This window comes from Alistipes sp. AF48-12 (genome assembly GCF_003477565.1).
Classification (GTDB): domain Bacteria; phylum Bacteroidota; class Bacteroidia; order Bacteroidales; family Rikenellaceae; genus Alistipes_A; species Alistipes_A hominis.
Genome location: NZ_QUDJ01000007.1, coordinates 73,697 through 99,499, shown reverse-complemented (window position 1 = coordinate 99,499; position 25,803 = coordinate 73,697). Strand labels below are relative to the sequence as shown.

Below are 25,803 nucleotides of genomic sequence, written 5' to 3'. Positions count from 1 at the left end.
CGCTATGGCGCTACCGCAGGTGCTGCGGCATGATTGTTTTCAGTTTTTCCGGATCGACGTTCCTCCTTGCCGCGTAATCGGCGAGTTGTTCGCCGTCTATCTTGTCTATCGAGAAGTTACGGGCCTCCTCGCAGCCGAAGATCAGGCCGCAGGTCGATTCGCCGGGCGTCATCATGTACGATTCGGTCAGCGCGATGCCGGTCGCTTCGGTCACCCGCATCAGCCGGAAGATGTCCTCTTTCATCGAGTGATCCGGGCACGAGGGGTAGCCGAATGCCGGGCGGATACCCCGGTACCGTCCGGCGAACAGCTCTTTCGGCGTGAATGCGTCCGGTTTTTCGTATCCCCACAGTTCGGTGCGCACCCGCCGGTGCAACGTTTCGGCGAAGGCTTCGGCCAGCCGGTCGCCGAGCAACTTGGTCATGATGGCGCGGTAGTCGTCGTTGTCGCGGCGGAAACGTTCGGCCAGTTCGTTCAGGCCGATGCCCGCCGTTACGGCGAACGCGCCGACGTAGTCTGCTATTCCGCTGCCTGCCGGAGCGACGAAGTCGGCCAGCGACAGGTTCGTTTCGTCGTCGGGTTGTTGGTTGCGCAACTGCGGCAGCCGCAGGAGTTCCTGCCGCCGGCTGTCGTCTGCGTACAGCACGATGTCGTCGCCGTCGCCGGTCGCCGGGTAAATTCCGACGACGCCGTTGGTCCTCAGCCATTTGTTGTCGATGATTTGCTGCAATAGCTCCTGCGCGTCAGCGAACAGTTTGCGGGCTTCTTCGCCTTTGATCGGGTCGTCCAGCAGGGCGGGGTAGCGTCCGGCCAGTCCCCAGCCGGCAAAAAAGTAACTCCAGTTGATCAGTTTCGCGATTTCGTCCAACGGGTAGTCCGCGAAAACGAAACGTCCCGTGCGCGCGGGCCGCGCGATCCGGCTCGTGTCGATTCTCAGTGCGCGGGCGCGGGCTTCGGCGAGCGTGCGGTAGGTTTTGCCGCTCTCTTTGCGGACGAACTCTTCGCGCAGCCGCTGCTGCTCTGTCCGCAGGTTCCGCAAAAAGTCTTCGCGGTGCGCCGAATTCAGTTCGCCGAGTATCCGCACGTCTTCCGACGCGTCTTTGACGTGGATCACCGGGCCGCTGTACAGCGGGGCCAGTTTGACCGCCGTGTGCATGTCCGACGTGGTGGCGCCGCCGATCAGAATCGGGATCTTCAGGCCCATCTGTTCGACCGAGACGATTACTTTGGCCATCTCCTCGAGCGACGGGGTAATCAGTCCGCTGAGTCCGATCACGTCGGCCTGCCATTTCGAGGCGGCGTCGGCGATCCGTCCCGTCTCGACCATCACGCCGAGGTCTTCGATCTGATAGCCGTTGCAGGCCAGCACCACCGAGACGATGTTTTTGCCGATGTCGTGCACGTCGCCCTTGACCGTCGCCACGACGATCCTCCCGGCCGATGCGGCGCGTCCTTCGCTGCGCTCCTGTTCGATGTAGGGAGTCAGCACCGCGACGGCGCGTTTCATCACGCGGGCGCTCTTGACCACCTGCGGCAGGAACATCTTTCCGCTGCCGAACAATTCGCCGACCCGGTTCATGCCGTTCATCAGCGGCCCTTCGATCACGGCCAGCGCATTGCCCAGCGACCGGTAGGCTTCTTCGGTGTCTTCGTCGATAAAATCGGTGATTCCTTTCAGCATGGCGTGCGCCAGCCGTTCGTCGACACTCCCTTTGCGCCACTGTAGCCGTTGCGTATCGTCGGACACGGTGCCGCTTTTATCCTTGAGTTGCTGTGCGTATGCGGTCAGCCGTTCGGTCGCGTCGGGACGCCGGTTCAGCACGACGTTTTCGCATAGTTCCAGCAATTCGGAAGGAATTTCGCTGTACACCTGCAGCATCGACGGGTTGACGATGCCCATGTCCATCCCTTCGGCGATCGCATGGTACAGGAATACCGAATGCATCGCCTCGCGCACCTTGTTGTTGCCTCGGAACGAGAACGACAGGTTGCTGACCCCGCCGCTGACCTTCGCATACGGACAGTTGGCCTTGATCCAGCCGCAGGCGCGGATGAAGTCGATGCCGTAGCCGTCGTGTTCTTCGATACCGGTGGCTACCGACAGCACGTTGGGATCGAAGATGATGTCTTCGGCCGGGAAGCCGTTTTCGGTCAGCAATTCGTAGGCGCGGCCGGCGACCGCGATTTTCCGTTCGAAAGTATCGGCCTGACCCTGTTCGTCGAACAGCATTACGACGGCCGCCGCTCCGTAACGGCGGATCAGTCCGGCCCGGTGCAGGAACTCCCGCTCGCCTTCTTTCAACGAGATCGAGTTGACTACCGATTTACCCTGCACGCATTTGAGCCCCGTTTCGAGCACTTCCCATTTCGACGAGTCGATCATGACCGGGACCCGTGCGATGTCCGGTTCGGACATCACGAGGTTCAGGAAGTCGCGCATCGCCGTCGGGCCGTCGATCAGCCCGTCGTCCATGCAGATATCGACGATCTGAGCGCCGCCTTCGACTTGCTGCCGCGCTACGGACAGCGCTTCTTCGTATTTTTTTTCACGGATCAAGCCGGCGAATTTGGCCGATCCGGCCACGTTCGTCCGTTCGCCGACGTTGACGAAGTTAGCTTCGGGCGTGATCCGCAGCGTTTCCAGTCCGCTGAGCGTAGTTACGTGCTCCGGTTCCGGGATTGCGCGCGGCGTGTATTTCGATGCGACTTGCGCGATGGCGGCGATGTGTTCCGGCGTCGTGCCGCAGCATCCGCCGACGATGTTCAGCAGGCCTTTGTCCAGGTAGGTTCCGATCGTTGCCGCCATCATTTCGGGCGTTTCGTCGTAACCGCCGAAGCCGTTCGGCAGTCCGGCGTTCGGGTGCGACGATACGGCGCACCCGGCGACCGCCGCCAGCCGTTCGATGTAAGGCAGCATCAGTTCGGCGCCGTAGCCGCAGTTCAGTCCTACCGAAAAAGGATTCGCATGGGCGATCGAAGCGTAGAAAGCCTCGATCGTTTGCCCGGACAGCGTCCGTCCGCTGGCGTCGGTGATGGTTCCGGAGACCATCACCGGAATCCGTCTTCCGCGTTCGGCGAAAGTCTCCTCGATGGCGAACAGCGCGGCTTTCGCGTTCAGCGTGTCGAAGATCGTCTCGATCAGCAGCACGTCCGCTCCGCCGTCCAGCAGACCGCGCACCTGTTCGGCATAGGATGCCCGAAGGTCGTCGAACGTCACCGCCCGGTAACCCGGATTGTTGACGTCCGGCGAGATCGACGCCGTGCGATTGGTCGGGCCGATCGAACCGGCTACGAAGCGCGGTTTCGATGGATTGCGGAGCGTATAGCCGTCGGCGACTTTGCGGGCCAGCGCCGCCGCCGCCCGGTTCATCTCATAAACATACGCCTCGAGCCCGTAATCGGCCATCGATACCGCGCTGGCGTTGAACGTGTCGGTCGAGATGATGTCGGCTCCCGCTTTGAGATAGGCTTCGTGGATTTCGGCGATCACTTGCGGACGGGTCAGCACGAGCAGGTCGTTGCACCCTTTCAGCAGGATTTTCCAATCTGCAAAACGCGTTCCGCGGTAATCCTCTTCGCTCAGGCCGTAGCCTGTATCATCGTTCCGAGTCCGCCGTCGAGGATCAGGATTCGGCGCGCGCTCTGGTCGTGTATCGAAAATTTCAGCATACGTAAATTGTGGAGTCGGCCCTACTTCGGATGGACCGAAATTTCGAATAGTTTGTTCCAGTTTTTGCCGGTGACGAAAATCCGGCCCGTTCTGGCGTCGTAGGCGATGCCATTCAGCACGTCGGTCGCCGGCGTGACGTCCGCTTCGGAGAGCAGTCCGCTCATGTCGATCGCTCCGGTCACCGCGCCGGTCTGCGGGTCGATCCGGATGATGGTGTCGGTCATGTAGACGTTGGCCCAGATTTCGCCTTTGATCCACTCCATCTCGTTGACGTAGGCTACCTTGCTCTGGTCGGTATAGACTTCGATCGTGCGTATCCGCCGGAAAGTTTCCGGGTCGAGGACATAAATTTTTTCGCTGCCGTCGCTCATATACAGGTGCTTCCCGTCGGTGGTCAGTCCCCAGCCTTCGCCGCTGTAATCGAATTCGCCGACTTTGTCGAACGTTTCCAGATCGTAGACGAACGCCTTGTTGTTTTGCCAGGTCAGTTGGTACAGCTTGCCGTCCAGCAGCGCGAGGCCTTCGCCGAACAGGTTGTCGTCCAGTTTTTTGGTGACGACCGGCCTGCCGGTGGCGAGTTCGACCCTGCGTACCGACGAACGTCCCTCGAGGCCGGTGCTTTCGTACAGCGAGCCGTTGTGCCACAGCAGGCCCTGCGTATACGAGTCGGCGTTGTGCGGATATTGCCTGAGCACCTTGTGTCCGTACAGTATGGGCGCTTTTGCGGCCAGGATGGTAAATTCGCCGGTGCGGCTGTCGCTGTCGCCGTCGCGGTAGGCGGTGATTCGGTAAACGATCCGTCCGGTGGGGTGTTTCCCGTCGGTGGCATACACGTAACCCGCCGTGTCGAGCGCCGTCACGCGGCTGCCGCCGATCGACAAAACGACGCTATCGACTTCCGCGCCGAGTTCCGCTACGATCCGCTGCGATTCCCCCTGCGTGACGTAGGTGCCGTACAGCGGCGATACGCTGCGTATCAGGCCGGCTTTTTTCTTTTCCGTCTGTTCCCGTTTCTTTTCAGAAACGCCGTCGGCTTTCGCTCCTCCGGTTCCTACGCATGCGCTTAACAGGCAAAACAGCAGTACGACCAGCGGCGATATGTTTTTCCGGATGTCCATAAATTATGAATTCACAGGTTACAAAGGTACGAAAAAATAGTATCTTTGCCTCACTGATATTACGTAAAAACGAACGAAAGCAGTATACAAAAATTTAAAAAGATCGAAACCAAATGCTGACACTTAAGCAAATCAGGGAAGACAAGGCGTTTACGCTGGAACGTTTGGCCGTCAAGGGGGTGGATGCCACAGAGGCCGTCGAGAAGATCGAAGCGCTGGACGATGAACGTAAATCTATTCAGGCTCAATTGGATGCATGCCTGGCGCAGCAAAATGCCATCGCCAAGGAAGTGGGTATGCTGTTCAAACAGGGCAAAAAGGAGGAGGCCGAAGCCGCTAAGGCGAAAACGGTTCAGTTGAAGGAACGCTCGCGGAGCATGGAGGAGCGGTTGCGGGCCGTAGGCGAAGAGCTGAACGCCGTGATCGTGACGTTGCCGAATTTCCCGAACAAGGACGTGCCGCGCGGCAAGACGGCGGCCGATAACGTGGTGGTGCGTATGGGCGGGACGAATCCCGCGCTTCCGGAAGGAGCGTTGCCGCACTGGGAATTGGCCCGCAAATACGACCTGATCGATTTCGAACTGGGTGTCAAGCTGACCGGGGCCGGTTTTCCCGTTTATAAAGGCAAGGGCGCTGCGCTGCAGCGCGCGTTGATCGCGTTTTTCCTCGACTGCAATACGGCTGCCGGTTATACCGAGATCATGCCGCCGCTGATGGTCAACGAGGCGTCGGGCTTCGGTACCGGGCAGTTGCCCGACAAAGAGGGGCAGATGTACCATGTGACGCTCGACAATTACTACCTGATCCCGACGGCCGAAGTGCCCGTGACGAACATCTACCGCGACGTAATCCTCGACGAATCCGATTTTCCGATCAAGATGACCGCTTATACGCCCTGTTTCCGCCGGGAAGCGGGCTCCTACGGCAAGGATGTGCGCGGATTGAACCGGCTGCACCAGTTCGATAAGGTGGAGATCGTCCAACTGGCGCATCCCGACCGCTCTTACGAGGCGCTGGACGGGATGATCGCGCATGTGGAAAGCATTGTCCAAAAACTGGAACTGCCGTACCGGATTCTGCGACTTTGCGGCGGCGACATGAGTTTCACGTCGGCGATTACGTATGATTTCGAAGTCTATTCGGCGGCGCAGGGACGTTGGCTCGAGGTGTCGTCCGTATCGAATTTCGAGTCGTTCCAGGCAAACCGGTTGAAGCTGCGCTACCGCGATGCTCATAAGAAAACGCAGTTGGCCCATACGCTGAACGGCAGTTCGCTGGCTCTGCCGCGTATCCTGGCGGCGTTGCTGGAGAACAACCAGACTCCGGAGAATATTCGTATCCCGGCGGCGTTGGCCCAATACACGCGTTTCGACCGGATCTGACGACCGGGTTTTAAAAACGGACGGCAGGCCTCGCGGGGCTGCCGTCCGTTTTTTTATGGGTATCCGACGTTCCTGTCGCGGCGGGCGGAGCAAACTCCGGTATGCGCCGTGGGCGTGCCGGAGTGAGTGCCGGTTTCGGAAGCGCGGGAACGGTTTTCCGCTTCCGGCGTTTCCGGCCGGGGCCGAATTACCGCACCGGAGTGTAGTCGATCGTCGATTCTTCGTCGGTCGCTTCCAGCTTGAAAATCACGGGACGCAGTCCGTCGTTGCAACTGCAGATCGCCATTCCCTGTTTCCGGATCCAGTCGCCGTAATAGAAAAGACCGTTTCCCGCTCCGTGGGCCAGGGCGAACGCGTATTGGTAGATCGCTTTCCACGCTTCGTCGCAGAATCCTTCGGGGCGGGCGTAATCCGCATAAAACGTTTGTCCCTGTTTCAGCATCGGGCATGCGGTCAGTCCTTCGGCCCCGTACTCTTTGGCCAGTTCTTCGTCCAGGGTGGTTTTCAGCACCGTTATTTTCACTTTTTTCATATCGGATCTGTTTTTGCTCTGCGTCGGGTAAGATCGTCTGTGCCGGCGGGGGCAGGATGCGTTTTCTTAAAAATAACGAATTTTGGGAAATTCTTTTTCAGGCTCCTTTGCAAACGGGTTGTTCCGGGAAGCGGTTATTTTTTGTCCTTTTTTTTGAACAGATAGGTCTTCGATTCGCTGTGGTCGAACAGCCGTTGGATGTTCCTGCGGTGGGTATACAGCAGCAACACCGCAATGACGCAACTGAATACGATCAGCGATACCGACCGTTCGCCGAATACGCCGATTACGAAGATCGGGAACGCGATCCCGGCGCTGATCGAACCGAGCGATACGTAGTGGGTGGTTACGAAGACGATCCCGAAAATCAGCAGGCACAACAACACGGCCGACGGATAGACGGCCAACACCGCTCCCGCCAGCGTGGCGACGCCCTTGCCGCCGCGAAACCCGGCGAACAGCGGCAGGATATGCCCGATCACGGCTGCCGCCACCAGCGCGATCTTCAGGTCGAACATCGCGTCGCTGCCGTTTTCGTAAGCGGTCAGGTGCGACAGCATCACCGCGACGAATCCTTTCAGCATGTCGATCCCGAAGACAGGAAGCGCCGCCCGCAGCCCCAGCACGCGCAGCGTGTTGGTCGCTCCGGCGTTGTGGCTGCCGTGTTCGCGGACATCGATGCCGTAAAAGCGGCGGCCGATCCATACGGCGCTCGGAATGGATCCCAGCAGATAAGCAATGACGATTAAGGTTATATTGAGTACCATGATTTTTCGCGTTAAGCCGCAAAATTAGGCAAATAAAACGCATAAACGAAATCCGGAGTTTGGTTTTTAACAGAATTGATTACTTTTGTTATTTATTGGAACGAAAATAGAAAAAGGAGGAATGTTATGATTCCGAAAGTATACGACCGATGGCTTGCGAGACAGTCCGTCGTTTCGTGGATTTACGTGTTCGTCGGCAGTGTCGTGCTGTCCGCCGGGTTCGTGTTGTTTATGAACCCGTACCGCATCGTGCCGGGAGGGGTGTACGGCGCCGGCATCGTGCTGCACTATCTGTTTCCGTCGGTGCAGGTCGGGACGTTCGGCCTGATGCTCGACATCCCGCTGCTGCTGGTCGGGATGAAGGTATTCGGGCGGGCGTTCGGGGCGAAAACGATTTTTTCCGCGCTGTTGATCCCCCTTTCGATGAACGCGATGACGTGGCTTTTCGGCGAGAGTCCCGAAACGCTGTTCGGCGGAGCATGAATCTGTCGCAGGACATGTTCCTGCCGTGTATCTTCGGCGGCGTGCTGATCGGCGCCGGAACCGGGCTGATCATCAAGTCGCACGCCACGTCGGGAGGCACCGACATCATCGCGAAGTTACTGACGCGCTACGCGCACATCCGCTTTTCGCGCGGAATACTGATCGTCGATTCGTGCGTCGTACTGTTCGGCATGATCGTTTTGGGAGACTGGCGCTTGCCGCTTTACTCGTTAGTCACTATCTTTGTCTCGTCGCGGGTCATCGACTATATCCTCGACGGCGCGAGCTACGACAAGCTGCTGTTCATCGTTTCCGACCGGCGCGAGCAGATCCGGGAATATATCCTCGAACGAATGGGACGCGGAGGCACTTACCTGAAGGCGTCGGGTTTGTACACCGCGCGGGATAAGGAGGTGATTTTCGTGGTGGTGAGCCGTGGCGAGGTGTCGATGGTGCGCAGTATGGTGCACGAGATCGATCCGACGGCGTTCGTCGTGATTGTCGATGCCGACGAAACTTATGGGGACGGTTTCAAGCCTTTCCCGCAAAAAGAGTAAACGATGGATTTCAATGCCGAAAATCTGAAAAAACTGCGGCCGTTGTCCGGCGATGGCAGTAAACTGTATATCGAAACCTACGGCTGTCAGATGAATGTCAGCGACAGCGAAGTGGTGCTGTCGATCCTGCAGCGCGACGGATACCGTTACACCGAGCGGATCGACGAAGCGGACGTGATCCTCGTGAATACCTGTTCGGTACGCGACAATGCCGAGCAGCGCGTCCTCGGCCGTTTGCGCGAGTTCAAGCCTTATAAGCGGCGTAAGAAAGCGTTGCTCGTCGGCGTGATCGGCTGCATGGCCGAACGGATGAAAGAGCAGTTGATGGAGCGCGAACAGTTGGTCGATATCGTGGCCGGGCCGGACTCTTACCGCGATCTGCCTCGGCTGCTGCGGCAGGCCGGCGACGGCAGCCGTTCGGTCAACGTGCTGTTGTCGCAGGAGGAGACTTATGCCGAAATCGCCCCGGTGCGGCTCGATAAGAACGGCGTCAGCGCTTTTATTTCGATCATGCGCGGGTGCAACAACATGTGTTCGTACTGCGTGGTTCCCTATACGCGCGGAGCCGAACGCAGCCGCGATCCGCGGACGATTCTCCGCGAAGCCCGCGAGCTGTTCGACGCCGGTTACCGCGAGGTGACGCTGCTCGGGCAGAACGTCAATTCGTACCGTTGGGAACAGGACGGGCATTCGACCGGCTTCGCCGCGCTGCTCGATGCGGTAGCCGGGATCGATCCGCTGTTGCGGGTGCGGTTTTCGACTTCGCATCCGAAAGACCTCAGCGACGAGGTGCTGCATGTGATGGCGCGGCGGGAGAACCTGTGCCGCGCAATCCACCTGCCGGCGCAGTCCGGCAGCACGCGGATGCTGGAGTTGATGAACCGAAAATACACCCGCGAGTGGTACCTCGGCCGGATCGCCGCGATCCGGCGTATCTTGCCCGACTGTGCGCTGTCGACCGATCTGATCGCCGGTTTCTGCACCGAGACCGATGCGGATCACCGCGACACGCTGTCGCTGATGCGGGAAGTCGGCTACGAATTTGCCTTCATGTTCAAATATTCCGAACGCCCGAATACCAAGGCGGCCCGCCGCTATGCCGACGACGTGCCCGATGACGTGAAGACGGCCCGACTGACCGAAATCATCGGCCTGCAGAACGAACTGTCGCTGCAAAGCAACCGCCGCGACGTGGGCCGCACGTTCGAAGTGCTGATCGAAGGCGTTTCGAAACGCAGCGACGACCGGCTGTTCGGCCGCACGTCGCAGAACAAAGTCGTCGTCTTCGACCGCGGCGACCGGCGGATCGGCGAATACGCGACCGTCCGGATCACCGATTGCAGTTCGGCCACGCTGATCGGCGAACTGCTTTAGCTCTTTTCGAAAGTCCCAAAACTGAAAAAACAGACCGGCGGAAAGCATGTCCCTGTCCTCCGGTTTTTTTAGTCTGCTTTTATATCTAAAAAAGCGGTCGGTTGATAGTTGTTGGTGCCACCTGGATCAGTCTGAGTTCTGTTCCTCCGCTACCGTTTATCGGATCATTCCAATCGATCAGGTAAATCTGTTTACCGGTGGCTTTGAGCGAGTCTGCCCACGCCCATGATTCTTCTTTCGTTTTGAAGGATGCCAATTTGTTTTCCAGCGTGATCGGATTGAACGTATTGATAAACCGCAACATGGTTCGGGGTCCCGTGACGATTTCCATCTGATCTTTTGCGGGGTCTACCGGGCGGGTTTTGCTGAGTTCCGCCGGATTGAAACTGCAATGGAAAAAGAGTATGTAAATGTTTTTTTGTTTCGATTTCATTTCGAAACTGATCGGCCGATGCGCGAATAACGGGTCATTGTCGTTTTCAGCATCTTCGAATCTTTCGATGCCTTCCCGGGTGTCTTGTGTAGATGCGGAACAGTATAAATAAATCGCATCGCCTTTGACACGGGGTTGGGGTTCGACACCGAGTGCCGTGAATGCCGCTGAGCAAACGAATACAAATAGCAACCATGTTTCATAATTCGACAGGCTCGTTTTTGTAAATATAATGAAAATCGGCAGAAAGAATCGCACCTTTCTGCCGATAGTTATCATTTAGTATTTAATTTGTTAGTAAGACGGACGGTTGGTAAGGGTAGGCCTTACCTGGATCAGTCTGAGTTCTGTTCCTCCGCTACCATTTATCGGATCATTCCAATCGATCAGGTAAATCTGTTTACCGGTTGCTTTGAGCGAGTCTACCCAGGCCCATGATTCTTCTTTCGTTTTGAAGGATGCCAATTTGTTTTCCAGCGTGATCGGGTTGAACGTATTGATAAACCGCAGCATGGTTCGGGGTCCCGTGACGATTTCCATTTGGTCTTTCACCGGGATTACCGGGCGGGTTTTGCTTAATTCGGTCGGATTGTAGTTGTAAAAAGCAAAATGGATAAAAATATCTTTGGCTTTCGAAACCATCCGAAATAAAATAGGTCGATGTACATAAAGCGGATTATTGTCGTTTGCCGGATTTTCGCTTCTTTCGACGCCTTCGTCGGGATCGGTGCGTGAAGTACAATAGAAATAGATCGCATCGCCCTTGACACGCGGTTGGGGTTCGGCGCCGAATACCGTCAGTGCGGCCGGACAAATAAGTGCGAATAATAACAGAAGTTTCATAATCGAAACAATATAGGTAAATTTAATGAAACCGGCGGAAAGATGCAACTCCTTCCGCCGGTAATTTTCAGTTAATTTGCCGTTTGTCAGTAAAGCGGACGGTTAGTCGCACCCGGCATCACCTGGATCAGTTTGATCTGCCCGTTACCGTTTTGATTAAAAGAGTCGTTCCAGTCCAAAATATAGATTCTTTTTCCGGTGGTCTTGAGCGAATCCATCCATGTCCATACCTCTTCTTTCGTGCGGAACGAGGCCAGTTTGTCTTCCAAGGTAATGGGTTTTAGTTCATAAATAAATTTCAACATACCACGCGACGTAATCATAATCTCCATTTGGTCTTTAGCCGGTTCGACCGTACGTATTTTACTCAACTGCGTCGGATTATAATTGTAATGATCGAAACAAGCGTAAATGTTTTTCGCTTTGGAAAGCATGATAAAATGAATTGGTCGATGTTCATACAACGGATCATTGTCATTATCCGGATTTTCCACTCTTAGGATCCCTTCCTTCGCATCGGTCACGCTTGAACAAAAAAGATACAAATCCTGAGATCCTGCGCGGAGTTGAGGTTGGGCATCGAGGGTTTGGAAGAATGGCAGACAAATAATAATTAAAATAAATAGTTGTTTCATGATGACGGCAATTATGTCAGTAAGTATAAATAATATTTATTTCAAGAAAAAGTATTTGATTGTGTTTTTTTTGTGCGGTTAAAATGGTCATTCGACCGGGTTATCGTCGAGTTATTGTAATTTGCTTGTTTACTGTTTTTTTGTTATTTTTAAAGTGTTGTTTTATACGTTGGAGTATGTCGAAAAAACTTTTTTTTTGTAATTGTTACGGTTGTATGCACAGCATGTTTTTCGCGCGGAAATTACACCGTGACCGGAACGGTCGATTCTTCTTATGATGGGAAGACGATTTATTTGGAAAGTCTTGGAGATACGCGTGAGCGTATTATCGACAGTACGGTAGTCGCCGACGGTAAATTTGAATTCAGAGGAAGGATAACAGGCGATTCGTGCTGTATAATTCGTTTAGAGTACGATGAGATCGCTTTTGTGCTCGAAGCGGCCGACATACAAATTGGTATCGGGGATGAACAATGTGCCAGGACGGATAAGAATGCGGTTTTGTACGAATATGCTAAGCAAGCGAGGTGTCTTGGTCGACAAATATTTGATAGCCATACGATTGTGATGAATACGAAAGACGCCGCTGTCCGGCAATTCCGGAAGGATAGCCTTTGGACACACTGGAAGACGCAGTGGAAAGAATTGGCCGGTCCGATTGTAAGCCGGAACGACAATGCCCTGGGGGCTTTCGTATGCCGGGATTGGATGAGTTGGATGGGTGTGTATCAGATGGCCTGGATTTCCGGAGAACCTTTCCGTCCGTTCGAGGATTTTGACACGATTTACGCTATGGCCGGAAAACGTATCCGCAGTTTTCGTTTTATGGAGCGGGAGCGTCGGCGGGTCGATGTTTGCCGCCGGACGGCGGAAGGAATGCCGTTCGTCGATTTTCCTGTCGGAAAAGAAGGAGCCGATTCGGGGTCGGTTCGGCTGGCGGATTATATCGGTTGCGGAAAATACGTACTGGTCGATTTCTGGAACAGCTATTCTGATACGTCCTATATTGCAGACTTACGCGACATCTGGAAAAATAGCCGGGGAGATCGTTTCGAAATACTGGGAGTGGTTGTGAGAAGACCGCGGTCGATGGCTTTGACCGCCTTTGAAAAGTTACAAAGACCCTGGCCGCAGGTATTTGATGATAAAAATCTGACGTCGGAATCTTACGGATCCGGGGCAGGACTCCGTATATTATTTGACCCCGACGGAAAAATCATAGCCAGAGGGATTCATCGCGATAGTCTGAAAACGAAAATAGCCGAAATTTTGGGTGAATGAAGCGGTATCCGGTTTCTAATGAAAACGGTCTGGATTTTTTGAAATCCAGACCGTTTTTTAGTTGTAAAATTCCGATTTAGAACGGCAGGTCGTCTACTTCGGCGGACGAACTCGTCGAGGCCGGTTCGTCGGAAGCGAATGCGTCCATCGGCGGCAGCCCGTCGGCTACCGGAGCCTGCGGCTGCGGTTGCTGGGCCGCTTTGCGGGTGATTCTCCACGCGCGCGCTTCGGTAAACCAGCGGCCGTTATATTCGCGCGATTCGACGTTGGCCGAAACGGCGACCGATTCGCCCGGTTGCAGCGTGCCGGCTTCCTGCGCCTTGTCGCCCCAGAACCCGACGCACAGTTTGCGGTTGAACTCGCCGGGCAGTTCGAATACCACCTCTTGTTTCATCCATTCGCCGCGGGCGCTCGTTCCCTTGACGAGCGGAAGTACCCGCCATACGGTTCCTTCGAATTCCATTACGCTTGGTCTTTAAAGATTTCGATGTTCAGAATCAGGTCGCCCTGGCGGATCTGGTCGATCACGTCGAGCCCTTCGACCACGCGGCCGAAACAGGTGTGCACGCCGTCCAGGTGCGCCGTATTCGTGCGGTTCATGCAGATGAAAAACTGCGATCCGCCGGTGTCCTTGCCGCGATGCGCCATCGACAGTACGCCCCGGTCGTGATACTGTTTGCCCGCCGATGTCTCGCACTTGATCGTATAGCCCGGACCGCCGGCTCCGGTTCCCTGCGGACAGCCGCCCTGGATCACGAAATCGGGAATAACGCGGTGGAACGTCAGCCCGTCGTAAAAGCCCGATTCGGCCAGTTTGCAGAAATTGTTCACCGCGATCGGCGTTTCGTTGTCGTAAAACTCGACGGTCATATCCCCCTTCTCGGTATGTATGATTCCTTTTGTCATGGTTTATTTTTTGTTATCGGTAATTGGTCAAGTCAAAGGTAAGGCTTTACCGGCTGAATTCCAAACCGGCCGGGCCGGGCGCTATTCGGCCGCCGTCGCCGGTTCCCGTTTGCGCAGGTTCATCCGCGGCGCCCGTTTGAATTCTTTGGTGCGGTCGAACAAGTAGCGGTAAGTCGTGTGCATTTTGTGCTTCTGGGCGCAGACGTAATTCTCGACCATCCGCATCATCACCGGGTTGAAGTCGCCGATCCATGCCAGTTCGAGGCTTTTATACCTGAATTTGATCTTTTTTGCCACGTCCTGTTCGAACGTGTAGATCATGCCCGATTCGATCCCTTTCCCCTGGAATTCGGGAACGACGCCGAAGATGAGGGCGAAGATGCGCGTCGCTTTTTTCGTCACCTTCAACCGCCACAGGAAGCGGAATTTCTGCAATAGGCCGAAACGCCCCTTCAGCGGCCCGATCACGCCGTTCAGGTCGGGAATCATCAAAAAGAAGCCGATCGGCCGGTCGTCGTAGTAGGCGAAATACATCAGGTGTTCGTCGATGATCGGCCGCATCTTTTTCAGCAGGGCGAAAGCGTGTTCGCGGTCGATCGGTTTGACGCCCGAGAATCCCGCCCATCCTTTGTTGTAAACCTCCAGGAAGTCGTCGGCGTATTTTTCGATCCGGCGCTTGTCCATGTGCTCGAACCGGTAGCGCGGCTCTTCCTTCAGCCGTTTGACCCGTTCGTAAACGTTTTCCGGAAACAGGCCTTCGGCCAGTTCGCGCAGGTAGGTGTGCTGGTTGAAATAGTTTTGGAAGCCGTAATTCTCGAACAGGCGGACGTAGTATTCGAAGTTGTACGGGTTGCAGTACAGCGGCGTGAATTCGAATCCCTTTACCAGCAATCCCCACCACGAATCGCGGTCGCCGAAGTTGATCGGGCCGTCCATCGCCTCCAGGCCGCGAGCGGCGAGCCAGTCGCGCGCCGCGTCGAAAAGCAGGTCGGCTACCCGTTGGTCGTCGATCGATTCGAAAAATCCGCAGCCGCCGGTCGGCTGGTATTCCGACGCTTTGACCAACTCGCGGTTGTAGAAGGCGGCGATGCGTCCGACCGCGCGGCCCCGTTCGTCGAGTGCGATCCAGCGGATCGCTTCGCCGTCGTGCAGCAATTCGTTGGTCTGCGGGCGGAACCGGTTTTCGATGTCGCTGTCCAACGGGCAGATCCAGTGCGGTTCGTCGCGGTAAAGCCGTTTGGGCAGGTCGAGAAATTCACGCGCAGCCCGCCGCGAGGTGACTTCTTCGAGCGTATAGTTAGCCATAGGGTTGTTCGATAGTTTGTGCAAAGGTAAAAAAAGTTCCAAAAAATGCGTAAGTTTGTTTCGCACTATTCGGATAAGATTATGACACAGGATACCATCGGCCGGATCACGGCCGACACGACGATCGACTACGGCAACCTGATGCGGCGGCGCATCCGCAAGGTACTGCTGATCGGAAGCAGTTACGATGCGTTCACGCTTGAGGAGGACGGCCGGATCGACGTGCAGATCAGCAACGAGTACATCGATCTGAACCTGAGCAATCCGCCGTCGTTCCGGCGCGTCAGTTCGTCGGTCGAAGCGCTCGAATTGTTGCGCGACGATCCGGGATTCGATTTGGTAATCAGTATGTTCAATGTCGGCGAGATCGACGTTTTCCACTTGTCGAAGCTGATCCGCGAACAGCAGCCGGACATTCCGATCGTGCTGCTGACCAATTTTTCGCGCGATATCGGGATGCGGATCGAGAACGAGGACACGTCGGCCATCGATTACACGTTCTATTGGCACGGCAATCCCGACCTGATCCTGACGATCATCAAGCTGATCGAAGACCGGATGAACGCCGACAACGACATCCTGCAGGTCGGCGTGCAGTCGATCTTGCTGGTCGAAGACTCGGTGAAGTACTATTCGACCTACCTGCCGACGATCTACAAGCTGGTGTTGCAGCAGAGCCGCGAATTCGCGAAGGAGGCGCTCAACGAGCAGCAGCAAAAGCTGCGCAAGCGCGCCCGGCCGAAGATCCTGCTGGCGACGAACTACGCGGAGGCGGTCGAACTGTATGAAAAATACAAGAACAACCTGCTGGGGGTGATTTCCGACGTCGGTTTCGTTATTCACAAGGACGATCCGGCGTCGAGCGAAAAGCTGGATGCGGGAATCGACCTCTGCAAGCTGATTAAAAAAGATAATCCGCAAATGCCGTTCCTGCTGCAATCGTCGCAGGAGAGTATGCGCGCGACGGCCGAGGAACTGGGCGTCGGCTTTATCGCGAAGTATTCGAAGACGCTGTTGATCGAACTGAGCGACTACATCGGCGAGGAGTTTTCGTTCGGCGACTTCGTGTTCAAGGATTTGAAGACGGGAACCGTGATCGGCCGCGCCCGCGACCTGCGCGATCTGCAACAGTTGGTTATGGAGATTCCCGAGGAGGTGCTGTTCTATCACGGCGAACGCAACCGGCTGTCGAAGTGGATGTATGCCCGCGGGCTTTTTTCGTTGGCGGCGACGGTGCGCAAGCTGCACAACGGTTCGTTCGACTCGATCGACCGGATGCGCGAATTCATCGCGCAGGCGATCCGCGAATACCGCATCCTGCAGGGATACGGCGTGGTGGCGCGTTTCGACCCCGACACGTACGACAATTACATCGGTTTCGCCCGGATCGGCAACGGTTCGCTCGGCGGTAAGGCGCGCGGACTGGCCTTTATGAACAGTATGCTGCATAAGTACCGCTTTTACGACAAGTACGAGGGCGTGCGGATCTACCTGCCGCGGACGCTGGTGATCGCCACCGACTGTTTCGACGAGTTCATCCGCGAGAACGGCCTGCAATACGTGATCAACTCCGATATCTCCGACGACGAGATACTTTCCGAATTCGTCAGCTCGCGGCTGCCCGAGTCGCTGGTCGACGACCTGCGAATCTTCATCCGCCACTCGTCGAAACCGTTGGCCGTGCGGTCGAGTTCGAAACTGGAGGACTCGCACTACCAGCCTTTTGCCGGTATCTATTCGACTTATATGATTCCGATGACCAGCAACGAAGACCAGACGCTGCGACTGCTCGGCAAGGCGATCAAGAGCGTTTATGCGTCGGTCTATTTCGCATCGAGCCGCGCCTATATCCAGGCGACGGCCAACCTGCTGAGCGAGGAGAAGATGGCCGTCGTGATCCAGGAGGTGTGCGGGACGGCCGACAGCGGGTATTTCTTTCCGACGATTTCCGGCGTGGCCCGTTCGCTGAATTTTTATCCGATCGGCGACGAGAAGCCGCAGGACGGTATCGTGAACCTCGCGTTCGGGCTCGGCAAGCTGGTTGTCGACGGCGGTCAGACGCTCCGCTTTTCGCCCCGTTATCCGAAAAACGTATTGCAACTTTCGACGCCCGAACTGGCGTTGAGCGAGACGCAGCGCGAGATGTATGCGTTGAACTTGAAGCCCGAAGAGTTCAAAACGTCGATCGACGACGCGGTGAACCTGCAGCGTTTCGAGATCAACAAGGCGAAGCATTTTCGCAACATGCGTCATGTCGCTTCGACCTGGGATATGCAGAATCAACGCATTACGGACAGTACGTTCGAAGACGGGCGCAAGATCGTCACCTTCTCGCGAATCCTGAAATACGATACGATCCCGCTGGCGCAGATCGTCTGCGACCTGCTCGAAATGGGCGAAAAAGAGATGCGTTGCCCGATCGAAATGGAGTTTGCCGTCGATATGGACGTGCCGTACGGCACGGATTGCGTGTTCAATTTCCTGCAGATACGTCCGATCGTCGATACGCAGTCGAACGTTTCGCTCGACTGGTCGGAGGTATCCCCCGACGGCGCGCTGGTCTATGCCGAACACGCTCTCGGGCTCGGCGCGATCGGCGACGTATGCGACGTGGTTTATATTCGCAACGAGGCGTTCGATTCGGCGCGCACGCAGCAGATCGCCGACGAGATCGGCGCGCTGAACAACCGGATGCGCGCAGAAAAGCGTTCCTACGTGCTGATCGGTCCCGGACGCTGGGGGTCGAGCGACCCGTGGCTCGGCATTCCGGTCAAGTGGACCGCGATTTCGGAAGCGAAAGTGATCGTCGAGTGCGGGCTCGAAAATTTCCGCGTCGAACCGAGTCAAGGGACCCATTTTTTCCAGAACCTCACGTCGTTCGGCGTCGGCTACATGACCATCAGCCCGTTCCTCGGCGACGGAGCGTTCGACGCGGCTCAGTTGGACGGCGAACAAGCCGTCTACGAGAGCGAATTGGTGCGGCATGTCCGTTTTACGGAGCCGCTGTACATTTACGTCGACGGCCGCAAAAACAAAGGCATCATCCGCAAAGGATGACCGGAAGGATAAAGAGGCCGGGAACGGGCCGGGAAGCGTCAGATGTAGATTTCGCCTTTGAGATAGAGTTCGGCCCGGCCGCTGATTTCGACCCTTTCGCCGAGGACTCTGCACCGTAAGTAACCTTTCCGGGCGGACAGTTGTATCGCCGACAGTTCGGTTTTGCCGTACTTTGCGGCCCAGTACGGGGCGAGGGTCGTGTGCGCCGATCCGGTGACGGGATCTTCGGCGACTCCCGATTGCGGAGCGAAAAAACGGGATACGAAATCCGCCTTTTCGCCTTTTGCCGTAACGATGACCCCCCGGGCTTTCAATTTTGCGATGGATTCCAATCGCGGTTCGATGTTGGCGACATCGGCTTCGTTCGCGAAAACCAGCATGTAATCGGTTCTTCCTTTATAGGTCCCGACCGGTTTTTTATCGAAGCAGTTCAGGAGTTCGTCCGAAACCGGAACTTCGTGCGGTTCGTCGGCCGGAAAGTCCAGCGTCAGGCCGTCCGGTTTTTTGCTCACCTGCAATTCCCCGCTCCGGGGCGAGTAGAAACGGATCGGGGTTTCTCGCCGATCTTCGTATTCGAACAGGACGTGGGCCGCCGCCAACGTGGCGTGACCGCACAGGTCTACCTCGGTGTTCGGCGTAAACCATCTGATTTCGTACCGGTCGCCCCGGCCGACGTAAAAGGCCGTTTCGGCGAGGTTGTTTTCCATCGCGATTTTCTGCAAGAGGTCGTCGCTTATCCAACTGTCCAGCGGGCAGACGGCCGCCGGGTTGCCCGTGAATAACTTTTCGGCGAATGCATCGACCTGGTATAGTTTATACGTATTCATCGTTGTTCGGAACTTCCGGTTCGCTATGCATGTTTTTGCAGCACCATTTTTTTGTCCACGCACCGGGGAAGCTCCCGCTCGTAGTGCGTCACGTAGATCATCGTCTTGTCCGGCCGGCGGCAGAAAGCCTCGATCACGGCGCGGGCGCGCTCCTTGTTGTAGCAGTCGAGTCCGTGCAACGGTTCGTCGAGGATCAGCAGGTCGGGGTCTTTGACGAAGGCGCGCGCCAGCAGCAGCAGTCGCTGTTCGCCCGACGACAGTTTCACGAACGATTTATCCCGCAGTCCGCCCATTTCGAACGTCTTCAGCCACTCTTCGCAGACGGCCCGCTGGTCGTCGTTCGGAGTCAGGTACAGGCCGATCGAATCGAAAAATCCGGACGCCACGATGTCGATCGCCGGGATATTCTTGATGTACGAGCGGTGCATCTCCGGCGAGACGTAGCCGATGTGCTTTTTGATATCCCAGATGCTTTCGCCCGATCCGCGTTGCCGTCCGAACAGCACGATGTCCTGGGCGTAGGATTGCGGGTTGTCGGCGCAGATCAGGCTCAGCAGCGTCGATTTGCCGGAGCCGTTGGCGCCGGTCAGCGTCCATTTGTCGCCGCCCCGGATTGTCCAGTTTACCGAGTCGAGCACCGTCCGTTCGCCGTAGCGGATCGTAACGTTGCGCAGCCGCACCACTTCGTCGCAATGCAGCGGTTCGGCGAGGGGAGGGGGTAGTTGGATCGGCTGCCGTTCGTAAGCGGCGGTCATTTCGGCCCGGCGTCGCGAGAACGGTTCGTCGCGCAGGAACGTTTCGCGGGTCTGCTTCGCGCCGCACCGCATACCGTCCACCGTGCAGACGTGCGTGACGAACGACGGGATGTCGGCCGGGGACGAGACCGACAGCACGATTTGTACGTCCGACCGTCGGGTCAGCGTGACGAACAGCTCTTCGAGCGTTCGGCGCGCCTCGACGTCCAGTCCGATGAACGGGCTTTCGACGACCAGTACGCGCGGCGCGGCCAGCAGCATTTTGGCGATCTGGAATTTTCGCAGCTCGCCGCTCGACAACAGGATGATCTGTTTTTGCAACATGCCGCGGATGCCGAGCAGATCGAAGATCCGTTCGCGTTCCAGCGGGTCGCAGGTCACGCGGTCGAACATTTCCGAGGCCAGCGGCGCGCTTTCGCGGTCGGTGGCGTTCCACCGCTGCTGGTAATAGTATTCTCCGTCGGCGCTGCCGTAAGCGTCGCGGAATGTGATGTAGCGGATGTGCTGCGACGCACGGTTGTCGTCCGAGCGGAAATCGTAGTTCAACTTGCCTTCCGCGAGGTAAAGGTTGCCCAACAGCGTTTCGATTAGGATCGTTTTGCCGCTGCCGTTGAGCCCCATGACGGCGATATGCTCCCCGGCTTCGAGCGTGAAATTGACGGGCGTGCGGAACCGCCGGCTTTCGTCGCGGACGACTCCGTTTTGCAGTGCTATGATCGGTTGTTCCATCGTTTTCCGGTTTGGTCGCCGCAAAGGTACGCAAAAATACCCGACGATGACCGGAAGGCGGAGCGCGCGGGATTATATTTTACAGTTCGTATAGACCGCCGCCCGTTCGGCGCGGCGGAGGATGTACCCCGCGGGATATTCCGCTCCCTGCGGGCCGTCTATTTTTTGCAGGATTTCCGCCTTTCCGGGGCCGATGACCGGAAACAGCAGTTCCGCCCCGTTGAGGATCAGCGGGCCGGTCATCGTGATCCGCCACTGACCGGTGACCGGATGCCGCGATACCGCGTAACAGGCCGGGTCGGTCAGTAATCCGGGCGTGTGCGGGAAGATCGAAGCGGTGTGGCCGTCGTCGCCGATGCCGAGGACGACCGCATCGAAGCGCGGCAGTCCGTCTTGTAGCGGCAGTTCGGCCCGGACGGCCGCCGCGTAGCGCCGGGCTTCTTGTTCGGGATCCTCTTCGCCCCGTATCCGGAACAGGTGGTTGTCGGGGATGCCGATCTTTTGAAACAGCAGTTCGTCGGCATATTTGAAATTGCTTTCCGGGTCGTCCGGCGGGACGCATCGTTCGTCGACCCAATAGAAGCGCAGCCGTGACCACGCGATTTTCCGTACGTATTCCTGCGCCCAGAGCCGGAATAGCAGTTTGGCCGTCCCGCCGCCCGAGAGGGCGATGTGGAACGGACCGTCCGTTTTTTGCCGGACCGCTGCGGCCAGTTGTTCGGTCATTGCCTGCAGTGCGTCGTGCACGCAGTCGAAAGAGAGCATTTCCATAGCGTGTTTATTCCTGAAAAATGGATTCGTCCAGGGTACAATTCTCATCCGGCCGGTCGTTGCCGTCTTCGAGCAGTTGCTGCGGGTCGGGCCCTTCGGTCAGCACTGGATAGGTCAGCAGGCCCCGCTGCGGGTTTTGCTTCCAGGCCCGCAGGATCGGGTCAATGAACTGCCAGCTCGCTTCGAGCGAGTCGCGGCGGGCGTACAGCGTCGAGTCGCCGAGCATCACGTCCAACAGCAGCCGTTCGTAAGCGTCGGGCAGGTAGTCCGACGACAGCGAGTCGTAGCGGAAATCCATGCTGACCTGCCGTACGCTCAGTCCCGCGCCGGGCATTTTCAGTCCGAATTTCAGCGAGATGCTCTCGTCGGGCTGGATACGCAGCGTGAGCTTGTTGCACGAACGCCCGGAGCACTGGCCCGAAAAGAGTTGCGTCGGCGTCGATTTGAAGTGGATCACGACTTCGGACTGTTTTTTCGACAGCCGTTTGCCGGTATGGAACAGGAACGGTACGCCGCCCCAGCGCCAGTTGTCGATAAAGAGTTTCATCGCCACGAAAGTCTCGGTCGTCGAATCCGGAGCGACGTTTTTCTCTTCGCGGTATCCCGGGACGTATTGCCCGTCGATTTCACATCCGGTGTATTGAGCCCGCAGCACGTTGCGCCCGATTTCGGCCGGCGTGTAACGGCGGATGGCGCGGAACACTTTGACGATCTCGTTGCGGATCGGTTCCGGTTCGAAAACGGCCGGCGGCTCCATCGCGACGAAAGCCATCAACTGCAGCAGGTGGTTCTGGATCATGTCGCGCAGCGCTCCGGCGCTTTCGTAATACGGGCCCCGGTTTTCGACGCCGAGGGTTTCGGTCGCGCTGATCTCGACGTAGTCGATGTAGTTGCGGTTCCACAGCGGCTCGAAAATGCCGTTCGAGAAACGCAGCACCAGGATGTTTTGCACCGTCTCTTTGCCGAGATAGTGGTCGATCCGGTAGATTCCGTTTTCTTCGAATACCCCGCGCAGCAGTTCGCTGAGCCGGCGCGCCGATTCGAGGTCGGTGCCGAACGGCTTTTCGACAACGATCCGTCGCCATCCTTTTTTCGTTGCGGCGACGTTCAGCCCGGCTTCTTTCAGTCCGGCCGGGATCGTTTCGTACAGTACCGGCGGCGTGGCCAGGTAATAGACGACCCGGTCGGGCGAGCCGAGCGTTTCCAGCAGTTCGCCGATGCGGTTTTTCAGGTTGCCGTAAGTGGCGTATTCGGTCGGTTCGAAACTGACGTAATGAATCATCCGGAGAAATTCGTCGATCTGTCCGTCGTCGTACGACGCGCCTTTGGCGCTCCGGCGGATGCCTTCGCGCTGCTGCTGCCGGAACGTGTCGTCGGTATATTCGCTGCGCGAGGCGCCCAGGATCGCGAACCGTTTCGGCAACAGCCCCCGCACGTAGAGTTCGAACAGCGACGGCATCAGCTTGCGCCGGGTCAGGTCGCCCGATGCCCCGAAGATGACGAGTAGTTGGTTATCCGCTTTTTTCATAGTGTCTTGTGCTATACGTTGTAACTGCCCGACGAGGTCTTGCCGCCCCGGCCGGTCCAGTCGTTGTGGAAAACTCCCCGCGCGGCGCGTCGGTGCGTTCGAAGGTGTGCGCGCCGAAGTAGTCGCGCTGCGCCTGGATCAGGCTGGCCGGCGAGTCGGCCGTCCGCAGGCCGTCGAAATAGCTGAGCGCCGAGCCCATGCACGGCAGCGCCGTTCCGCCGAGAGCCCCCGCTGCGACGACGCTGCGCCATGCGGGCAGCGCGGCGGTGATTTTGTCGCGGAAAAAGTCGTCGAAAAGCAGGTTTTCGAGCAGCGGGTTTCGGTCGTAGGCTTCGGTGATCTTTTCGAGGAACGCCGAACGGATGATGCATCCCTTGCGCCAGATCCGGGCGATCGTGCCGCAGTCGAGATCCCACCGGTAATGGGCCGAAGCGCGTTGCATCAGCGAGAATCCCTGCGCATAAGAGATCAGCTTGGCGGCATACAGCGCGTCGCGTATCGCTTCCGCCTGGACGGCTTTCTCGTCGTCCGGTTCGCGGCCGGTCATCGCGTTGAGGTCGGTACGCGCGTCCGGATAGAGCCCGCTCGCCGTGATCCGCGCTTCTTTCATCGACGAGATCAGCCGCGCGTAGACCGCTTCGGTAATCAGCGTGAGCGGGTCGTTTTCGTCGACAGCCGTGACGACGCTCCACTTGCCGGTGCCTTTCTGTCCCGCCACGTCGAGTATGCGGTCGATCAGATAGCCTCCTTTCGGGTCTTTAAAATGGACGATCCGGGCGGTGATTTCGATCAGAAAGCTGTTCAGTTCGCCTCGGTTCCATTCGGCGAATACGCGGTGCATCGTTTCGGGATCGAGCTGCAAGCTGTTTTTCAGCAGTGCGTAAGCCTCCGCGATTAGCTGCATATCGCCGTACTCGATGCCGTTATGCACCGTTTTGACGAAGTGCCCGGCTCCGCCGCTGCCGATCCATTCGCAGCACGGGGTGCCGTCGTCCAGCTTCGCGGCGATGCCCTGCAATACGTCTTTGACCAGCGGCCATGCTTCCGGCGTACCTCCCGGCATGATCGACGGGCCGTGCAGGGCCCCTTCCTCCCCGCCGGAGATCCCCGCTCCGACGAAATACAGTCCCCGGTTTTCGACCTCTTTCACGCGCCGGGCCGTATCCTGAAAGGCGGAGTTGCCTCCGTCGATAATTACGTCTCCCGGTTCCATCAGCGGCGTCAATTGCGCGATCAGTTCGTCGACCGCTTCCCCGGCCCGCACCATCATCATGATCCGGCGCGGACGCCTGACCGATCCGACCAACTCGCGAATCGAGTGCGTGCCCGTGAACCGTTTCCCGTTGCCGCGTCCTGCGACGAAACGGTCGACGACGCCTTTTTCGCCCGGCGCCGTCCGGTTGTAGACCGACACGCTGAATCCTTTGCTTTCCATGTTCAGCGCGAGGTTTTCACCCATTACGGCCAGGCCGATCAGTCCGATATCCGTTTTTTCCATAGTTTTCGTGAGTTTTGAATTTGCGAAGCCTTGCGGCCGCATAGCGTTTCTATACAAATATCATACTTTTTTCGGATCAAACCTTCTGATCTTTCAGAAAAAACGGCGGATTCTCAATTCGATAGCAAAATAAAGTCCCGGTGGAACGATGCCGTCGGGACTTGCGCGAATTCGTGTGAATTATGGAACGGCGAATTCAGACCGCTTCGCGGGTCGTGTGACCGGCGGTCGTGAAATCCATCTCGGCGACGCGCGCGAGCGCGAAATGCCGCAGGACGGTCTGCCGCTGTGCGGCATCGGCGACGAACAACGCGGTGGAGAGCACCTCGCTGTCGAGGGCGGACGGAGCCGCTACCGAGACGATCCGGTTGTCGGTGACCGGTTTTCCGGTTCGCGGCGAACGGATATGTCCGCGGTTCGACGGCAGGTTGCCCGACGAGGAGAGGCAGAGGTCGTTCAGTCCGAAGAAGGTCATGTTCTCGCCGCGCCGTAACGGGTTCTCTACGCCGACCTGCCAACTGTCGCCGGACGGGTGGCAGCCGATCCCGCAGACCGAACTATTGCCGAAATTGACCAACGCGGTCGTGATTCCGGCGTTTTTCAACATGCCGAGAGCCTGTTGCAATGCGTATCCCTTGCCGTATCCCCCGAAATCGAAAATTGCGTCCGGACGCAGTTTGACGACCGCTTCGCAGGCGGGGTCGACCGCGAAACAAGACTCCCCCGGCAAGTATTCCGGCGTTTGGATCGCAATATCGAACGCCCCGCCGGTCATTTCGCGGTAACGCAGCGCATCGGCGAAAATCCCGAGCAACTCCGGATCGGCCGGGCATTTGTCATAGAACGTGTTCTGATTGATCTGCCACACGTCGCTCGCTTCGTCGAACCGGTTCAGGCGGTTCTCGATCCTCCGGATCTCCGCGGCGATGTCGCGGCACAATGCTGCAGCTTCATTTTCAGTCGGGCCGACCGTCAACAGGTCGAACCGGCTGTGCATCGCTTCGAACCATCCGTAGAACAGACCCGTTCCGTTCTGCATTTGCCGGAACGTATGGCTGACCGCATCTCCCATCCGTTACGCTTTCGCTTTTTCGTTACGTTTGCGGCAGCCGCCTTTCCCGCACACGAGTCGCAGGACGAGCCTGCCTGCCCAGCGGATCGGGATCAGCACGGCGTAAAGCAGCACGGACAACGGCAAGATTACGTACCACAACGACAGAAGTTCGCTCCAACTGGTTCCGTACTGGACGATGGCATAAGCGTTCCATGCCGTCAGCGCGGCTACGCAGCAGATCCATACGATTATTTCCCGGCGGATTTGCCGCCCCTTGATTACGATATCTTTCATAGTT

At 57.3% G+C, this 25,803-nt stretch carries 20 protein-coding genes and 2 pseudogenes; 5 read left to right on the top strand and 17 right to left on the bottom strand.

Going from position 1 to position 25,803, the window contains the following annotated elements; genetic code table 11:
- Positions 1-10 precede the first annotated feature (10 nt).
- Together metH and DW082_RS06030 are read right to left on the bottom strand one after the other, a co-directional pair.
- Positions 11-3,669 (bottom strand): annotated as a pseudogene (gene metH / locus DW082_RS06035) (methionine synthase).
- A 21-nt stretch (positions 3,670-3,690) separates the two neighbouring features.
- The gene (locus tag DW082_RS06030) at positions 3,691-4,788 is read right to left on the bottom strand and encodes a glutaminyl-peptide cyclotransferase (protein ID WP_101572528.1); all 1,098 of its coding nucleotides are present in this window, start codon (positions 4,786-4,788) and stop codon (positions 3,691-3,693) included.
- 113 nt (positions 4,789-4,901) lie between these two features.
- On the opposite strand from DW082_RS06030, the gene serS reads away from it, so the two are divergent.
- Positions 4,902-6,170 (top strand): serine--tRNA ligase, encoded by a 1,269-nt coding sequence (gene serS / locus DW082_RS06025; protein WP_101572530.1) that lies wholly within the window; start codon positions 4,902-4,904, stop codon positions 6,168-6,170.
- Positions 6,171-6,357: 187 nt separating this feature from the next.
- Here the strand turns inward: serS and DW082_RS06020 are convergent, their stop codons facing one another.
- Both DW082_RS06020 and plsY read right to left on the bottom strand, forming a co-directional pair.
- Positions 6,358-6,702, bottom strand: a complete 345-nt coding sequence (locus DW082_RS06020; protein ID WP_118457831.1) for a TIGR04076 family protein — start codon at positions 6,700-6,702, stop codon at positions 6,358-6,360.
- A gap of 134 nt (positions 6,703-6,836) precedes the next feature.
- Positions 6,837-7,469 (bottom strand): glycerol-3-phosphate 1-O-acyltransferase PlsY, encoded by a 633-nt coding sequence (gene plsY / locus DW082_RS06015; protein ID WP_101572534.1) that lies wholly within the window; start codon positions 7,467-7,469, stop codon positions 6,837-6,839.
- Positions 7,470-7,595: 126 nt separating this feature from the next.
- Here plsY and DW082_RS06010 point away from each other — a divergent pair.
- Both DW082_RS06010 and miaB read left to right on the top strand, forming a co-directional pair.
- A pseudogene (locus DW082_RS06010) lies at positions 7,596-8,509 on the top strand (YitT family protein).
- A gap of 3 nt (positions 8,510-8,512) precedes the next feature.
- Positions 8,513-9,883, top strand: a complete 1,371-nt coding sequence (gene miaB, locus DW082_RS06005) for a tRNA (N6-isopentenyl adenosine(37)-C2)-methylthiotransferase MiaB (protein WP_118457829.1) — start codon at positions 8,513-8,515, stop codon at positions 9,881-9,883.
- Between the two features lie 85 nt (positions 9,884-9,968).
- Here miaB and DW082_RS06000 read toward each other — a convergent pair whose 3' ends face one another.
- From DW082_RS06000 to DW082_RS14290, 3 genes are all read right to left on the bottom strand, one after another.
- Positions 9,969-10,595: a hypothetical protein gene (locus DW082_RS06000; RefSeq protein WP_118457827.1), complete on the bottom strand. Its 627-nt coding sequence runs from the start codon at positions 10,593-10,595 to the stop codon at positions 9,969-9,971.
- Between the two features lie 15 nt (positions 10,596-10,610).
- Positions 10,611-11,159, bottom strand: coding sequence for a hypothetical protein (locus tag DW082_RS05995; protein ID WP_125147187.1), 549 nt, complete (start codon positions 11,157-11,159; stop codon positions 10,611-10,613).
- A gap of 86 nt (positions 11,160-11,245) precedes the next feature.
- Positions 11,246-11,794 carry a hypothetical protein gene (locus tag DW082_RS14290; protein ID WP_147386977.1) on the bottom strand — a complete coding sequence of 183 codons (549 nt, stop codon included), beginning with the start codon at positions 11,792-11,794 and terminating at the stop codon, positions 11,246-11,248.
- A gap of 249 nt (positions 11,795-12,043) precedes the next feature.
- Here DW082_RS14290 and DW082_RS05985 point away from each other — a divergent pair, with 249 nt between their 5' ends.
- Positions 12,044-13,075 carry a TlpA disulfide reductase family protein gene (locus DW082_RS05985; RefSeq protein ID WP_182424107.1) on the top strand — a complete coding sequence of 344 codons (1,032 nt, stop codon included), beginning with the start codon at positions 12,044-12,046 and terminating at the stop codon, positions 13,073-13,075.
- 76 nt (positions 13,076-13,151) lie between these two features.
- Here the strand turns inward: DW082_RS05985 and DW082_RS05980 are convergent, their stop codons facing one another.
- The 3 genes from DW082_RS05980 to DW082_RS05970 form a co-directional block, all read right to left on the bottom strand.
- The gene (locus tag DW082_RS05980) at positions 13,152-13,538 is read right to left on the bottom strand and encodes a DUF3127 domain-containing protein (protein WP_055204751.1); all 387 of its coding nucleotides are present in this window, start codon (positions 13,536-13,538) and stop codon (positions 13,152-13,154) included.
- A complete protein-coding gene (locus DW082_RS05975) occupies positions 13,538-13,981 on the bottom strand; it encodes a peptidylprolyl isomerase (RefSeq protein ID WP_055204752.1) in 444 nt (147 codons plus the stop codon). Before DW082_RS05975 ends, DW082_RS05980 begins: the two co-directional genes overlap by 1 nt.
- Before the next feature lie 81 nt (positions 13,982-14,062).
- Positions 14,063-15,286: a hypothetical protein gene (locus DW082_RS05970; protein ID WP_055204753.1), complete on the bottom strand. Its 1,224-nt coding sequence runs from the start codon at positions 15,284-15,286 to the stop codon at positions 14,063-14,065.
- Positions 15,287-15,367: 81 nt separating this feature from the next.
- Between DW082_RS05970 and DW082_RS05965 the strand changes: the two genes are divergently transcribed.
- Complete coding sequence (locus DW082_RS05965; protein WP_055205137.1) at positions 15,368-18,343, top strand: PEP/pyruvate-binding domain-containing protein; 2,976 nt, start codon at positions 15,368-15,370, stop codon at positions 18,341-18,343.
- A 38-nt stretch (positions 18,344-18,381) separates the two neighbouring features.
- Here the strand turns inward: DW082_RS05965 and DW082_RS05960 are convergent, their stop codons facing one another.
- The 7 genes from DW082_RS05960 to DW082_RS05930 form a co-directional block, all read right to left on the bottom strand.
- On the bottom strand, positions 18,382-19,170 hold the full coding sequence (locus tag DW082_RS05960) for a PhzF family phenazine biosynthesis protein (protein ID WP_118457819.1): 789 nt from the start codon (positions 19,168-19,170) through the stop codon (positions 18,382-18,384).
- Positions 19,171-19,193: 23 nt separating this feature from the next.
- The gene (locus DW082_RS05955) at positions 19,194-20,654 is read right to left on the bottom strand and encodes an ATP-binding cassette domain-containing protein (RefSeq protein ID WP_118457817.1); all 1,461 of its coding nucleotides are present in this window, start codon (positions 20,652-20,654) and stop codon (positions 19,194-19,196) included.
- A 72-nt stretch (positions 20,655-20,726) separates the two neighbouring features.
- A complete protein-coding gene (gene pgl, locus DW082_RS05950; protein WP_055204758.1) occupies positions 20,727-21,425 on the bottom strand; it encodes a 6-phosphogluconolactonase in 699 nt (232 codons plus the stop codon).
- Positions 21,426-21,432: 7 nt separating this feature from the next.
- The gene (zwf, locus tag DW082_RS05945) at positions 21,433-22,953 is read right to left on the bottom strand and encodes a glucose-6-phosphate dehydrogenase (RefSeq protein WP_101572549.1); all 1,521 of its coding nucleotides are present in this window, start codon (positions 22,951-22,953) and stop codon (positions 21,433-21,435) included.
- Positions 22,937-24,451: a decarboxylating NADP(+)-dependent phosphogluconate dehydrogenase gene (gene gnd, locus DW082_RS05940; protein WP_220452646.1), complete on the bottom strand. Its 1,515-nt coding sequence runs from the start codon at positions 24,449-24,451 to the stop codon at positions 22,937-22,939. The genes zwf and gnd overlap by 17 nt, the downstream gene beginning before the upstream one ends.
- 196 nt (positions 24,452-24,647) lie before the next feature.
- Positions 24,648-25,523, bottom strand: coding sequence for an FAD:protein FMN transferase (locus tag DW082_RS05935; protein WP_118457815.1), 876 nt, complete (start codon positions 25,521-25,523; stop codon positions 24,648-24,650).
- A gap of 3 nt (positions 25,524-25,526) precedes the next feature.
- Entirely contained in the window at positions 25,527-25,799 is a 273-nt protein-coding gene (locus DW082_RS05930) for a hypothetical protein (RefSeq protein ID WP_055204764.1), read from the bottom strand.
- Between the last annotated feature and the right edge of the window lie 4 nt (positions 25,800-25,803).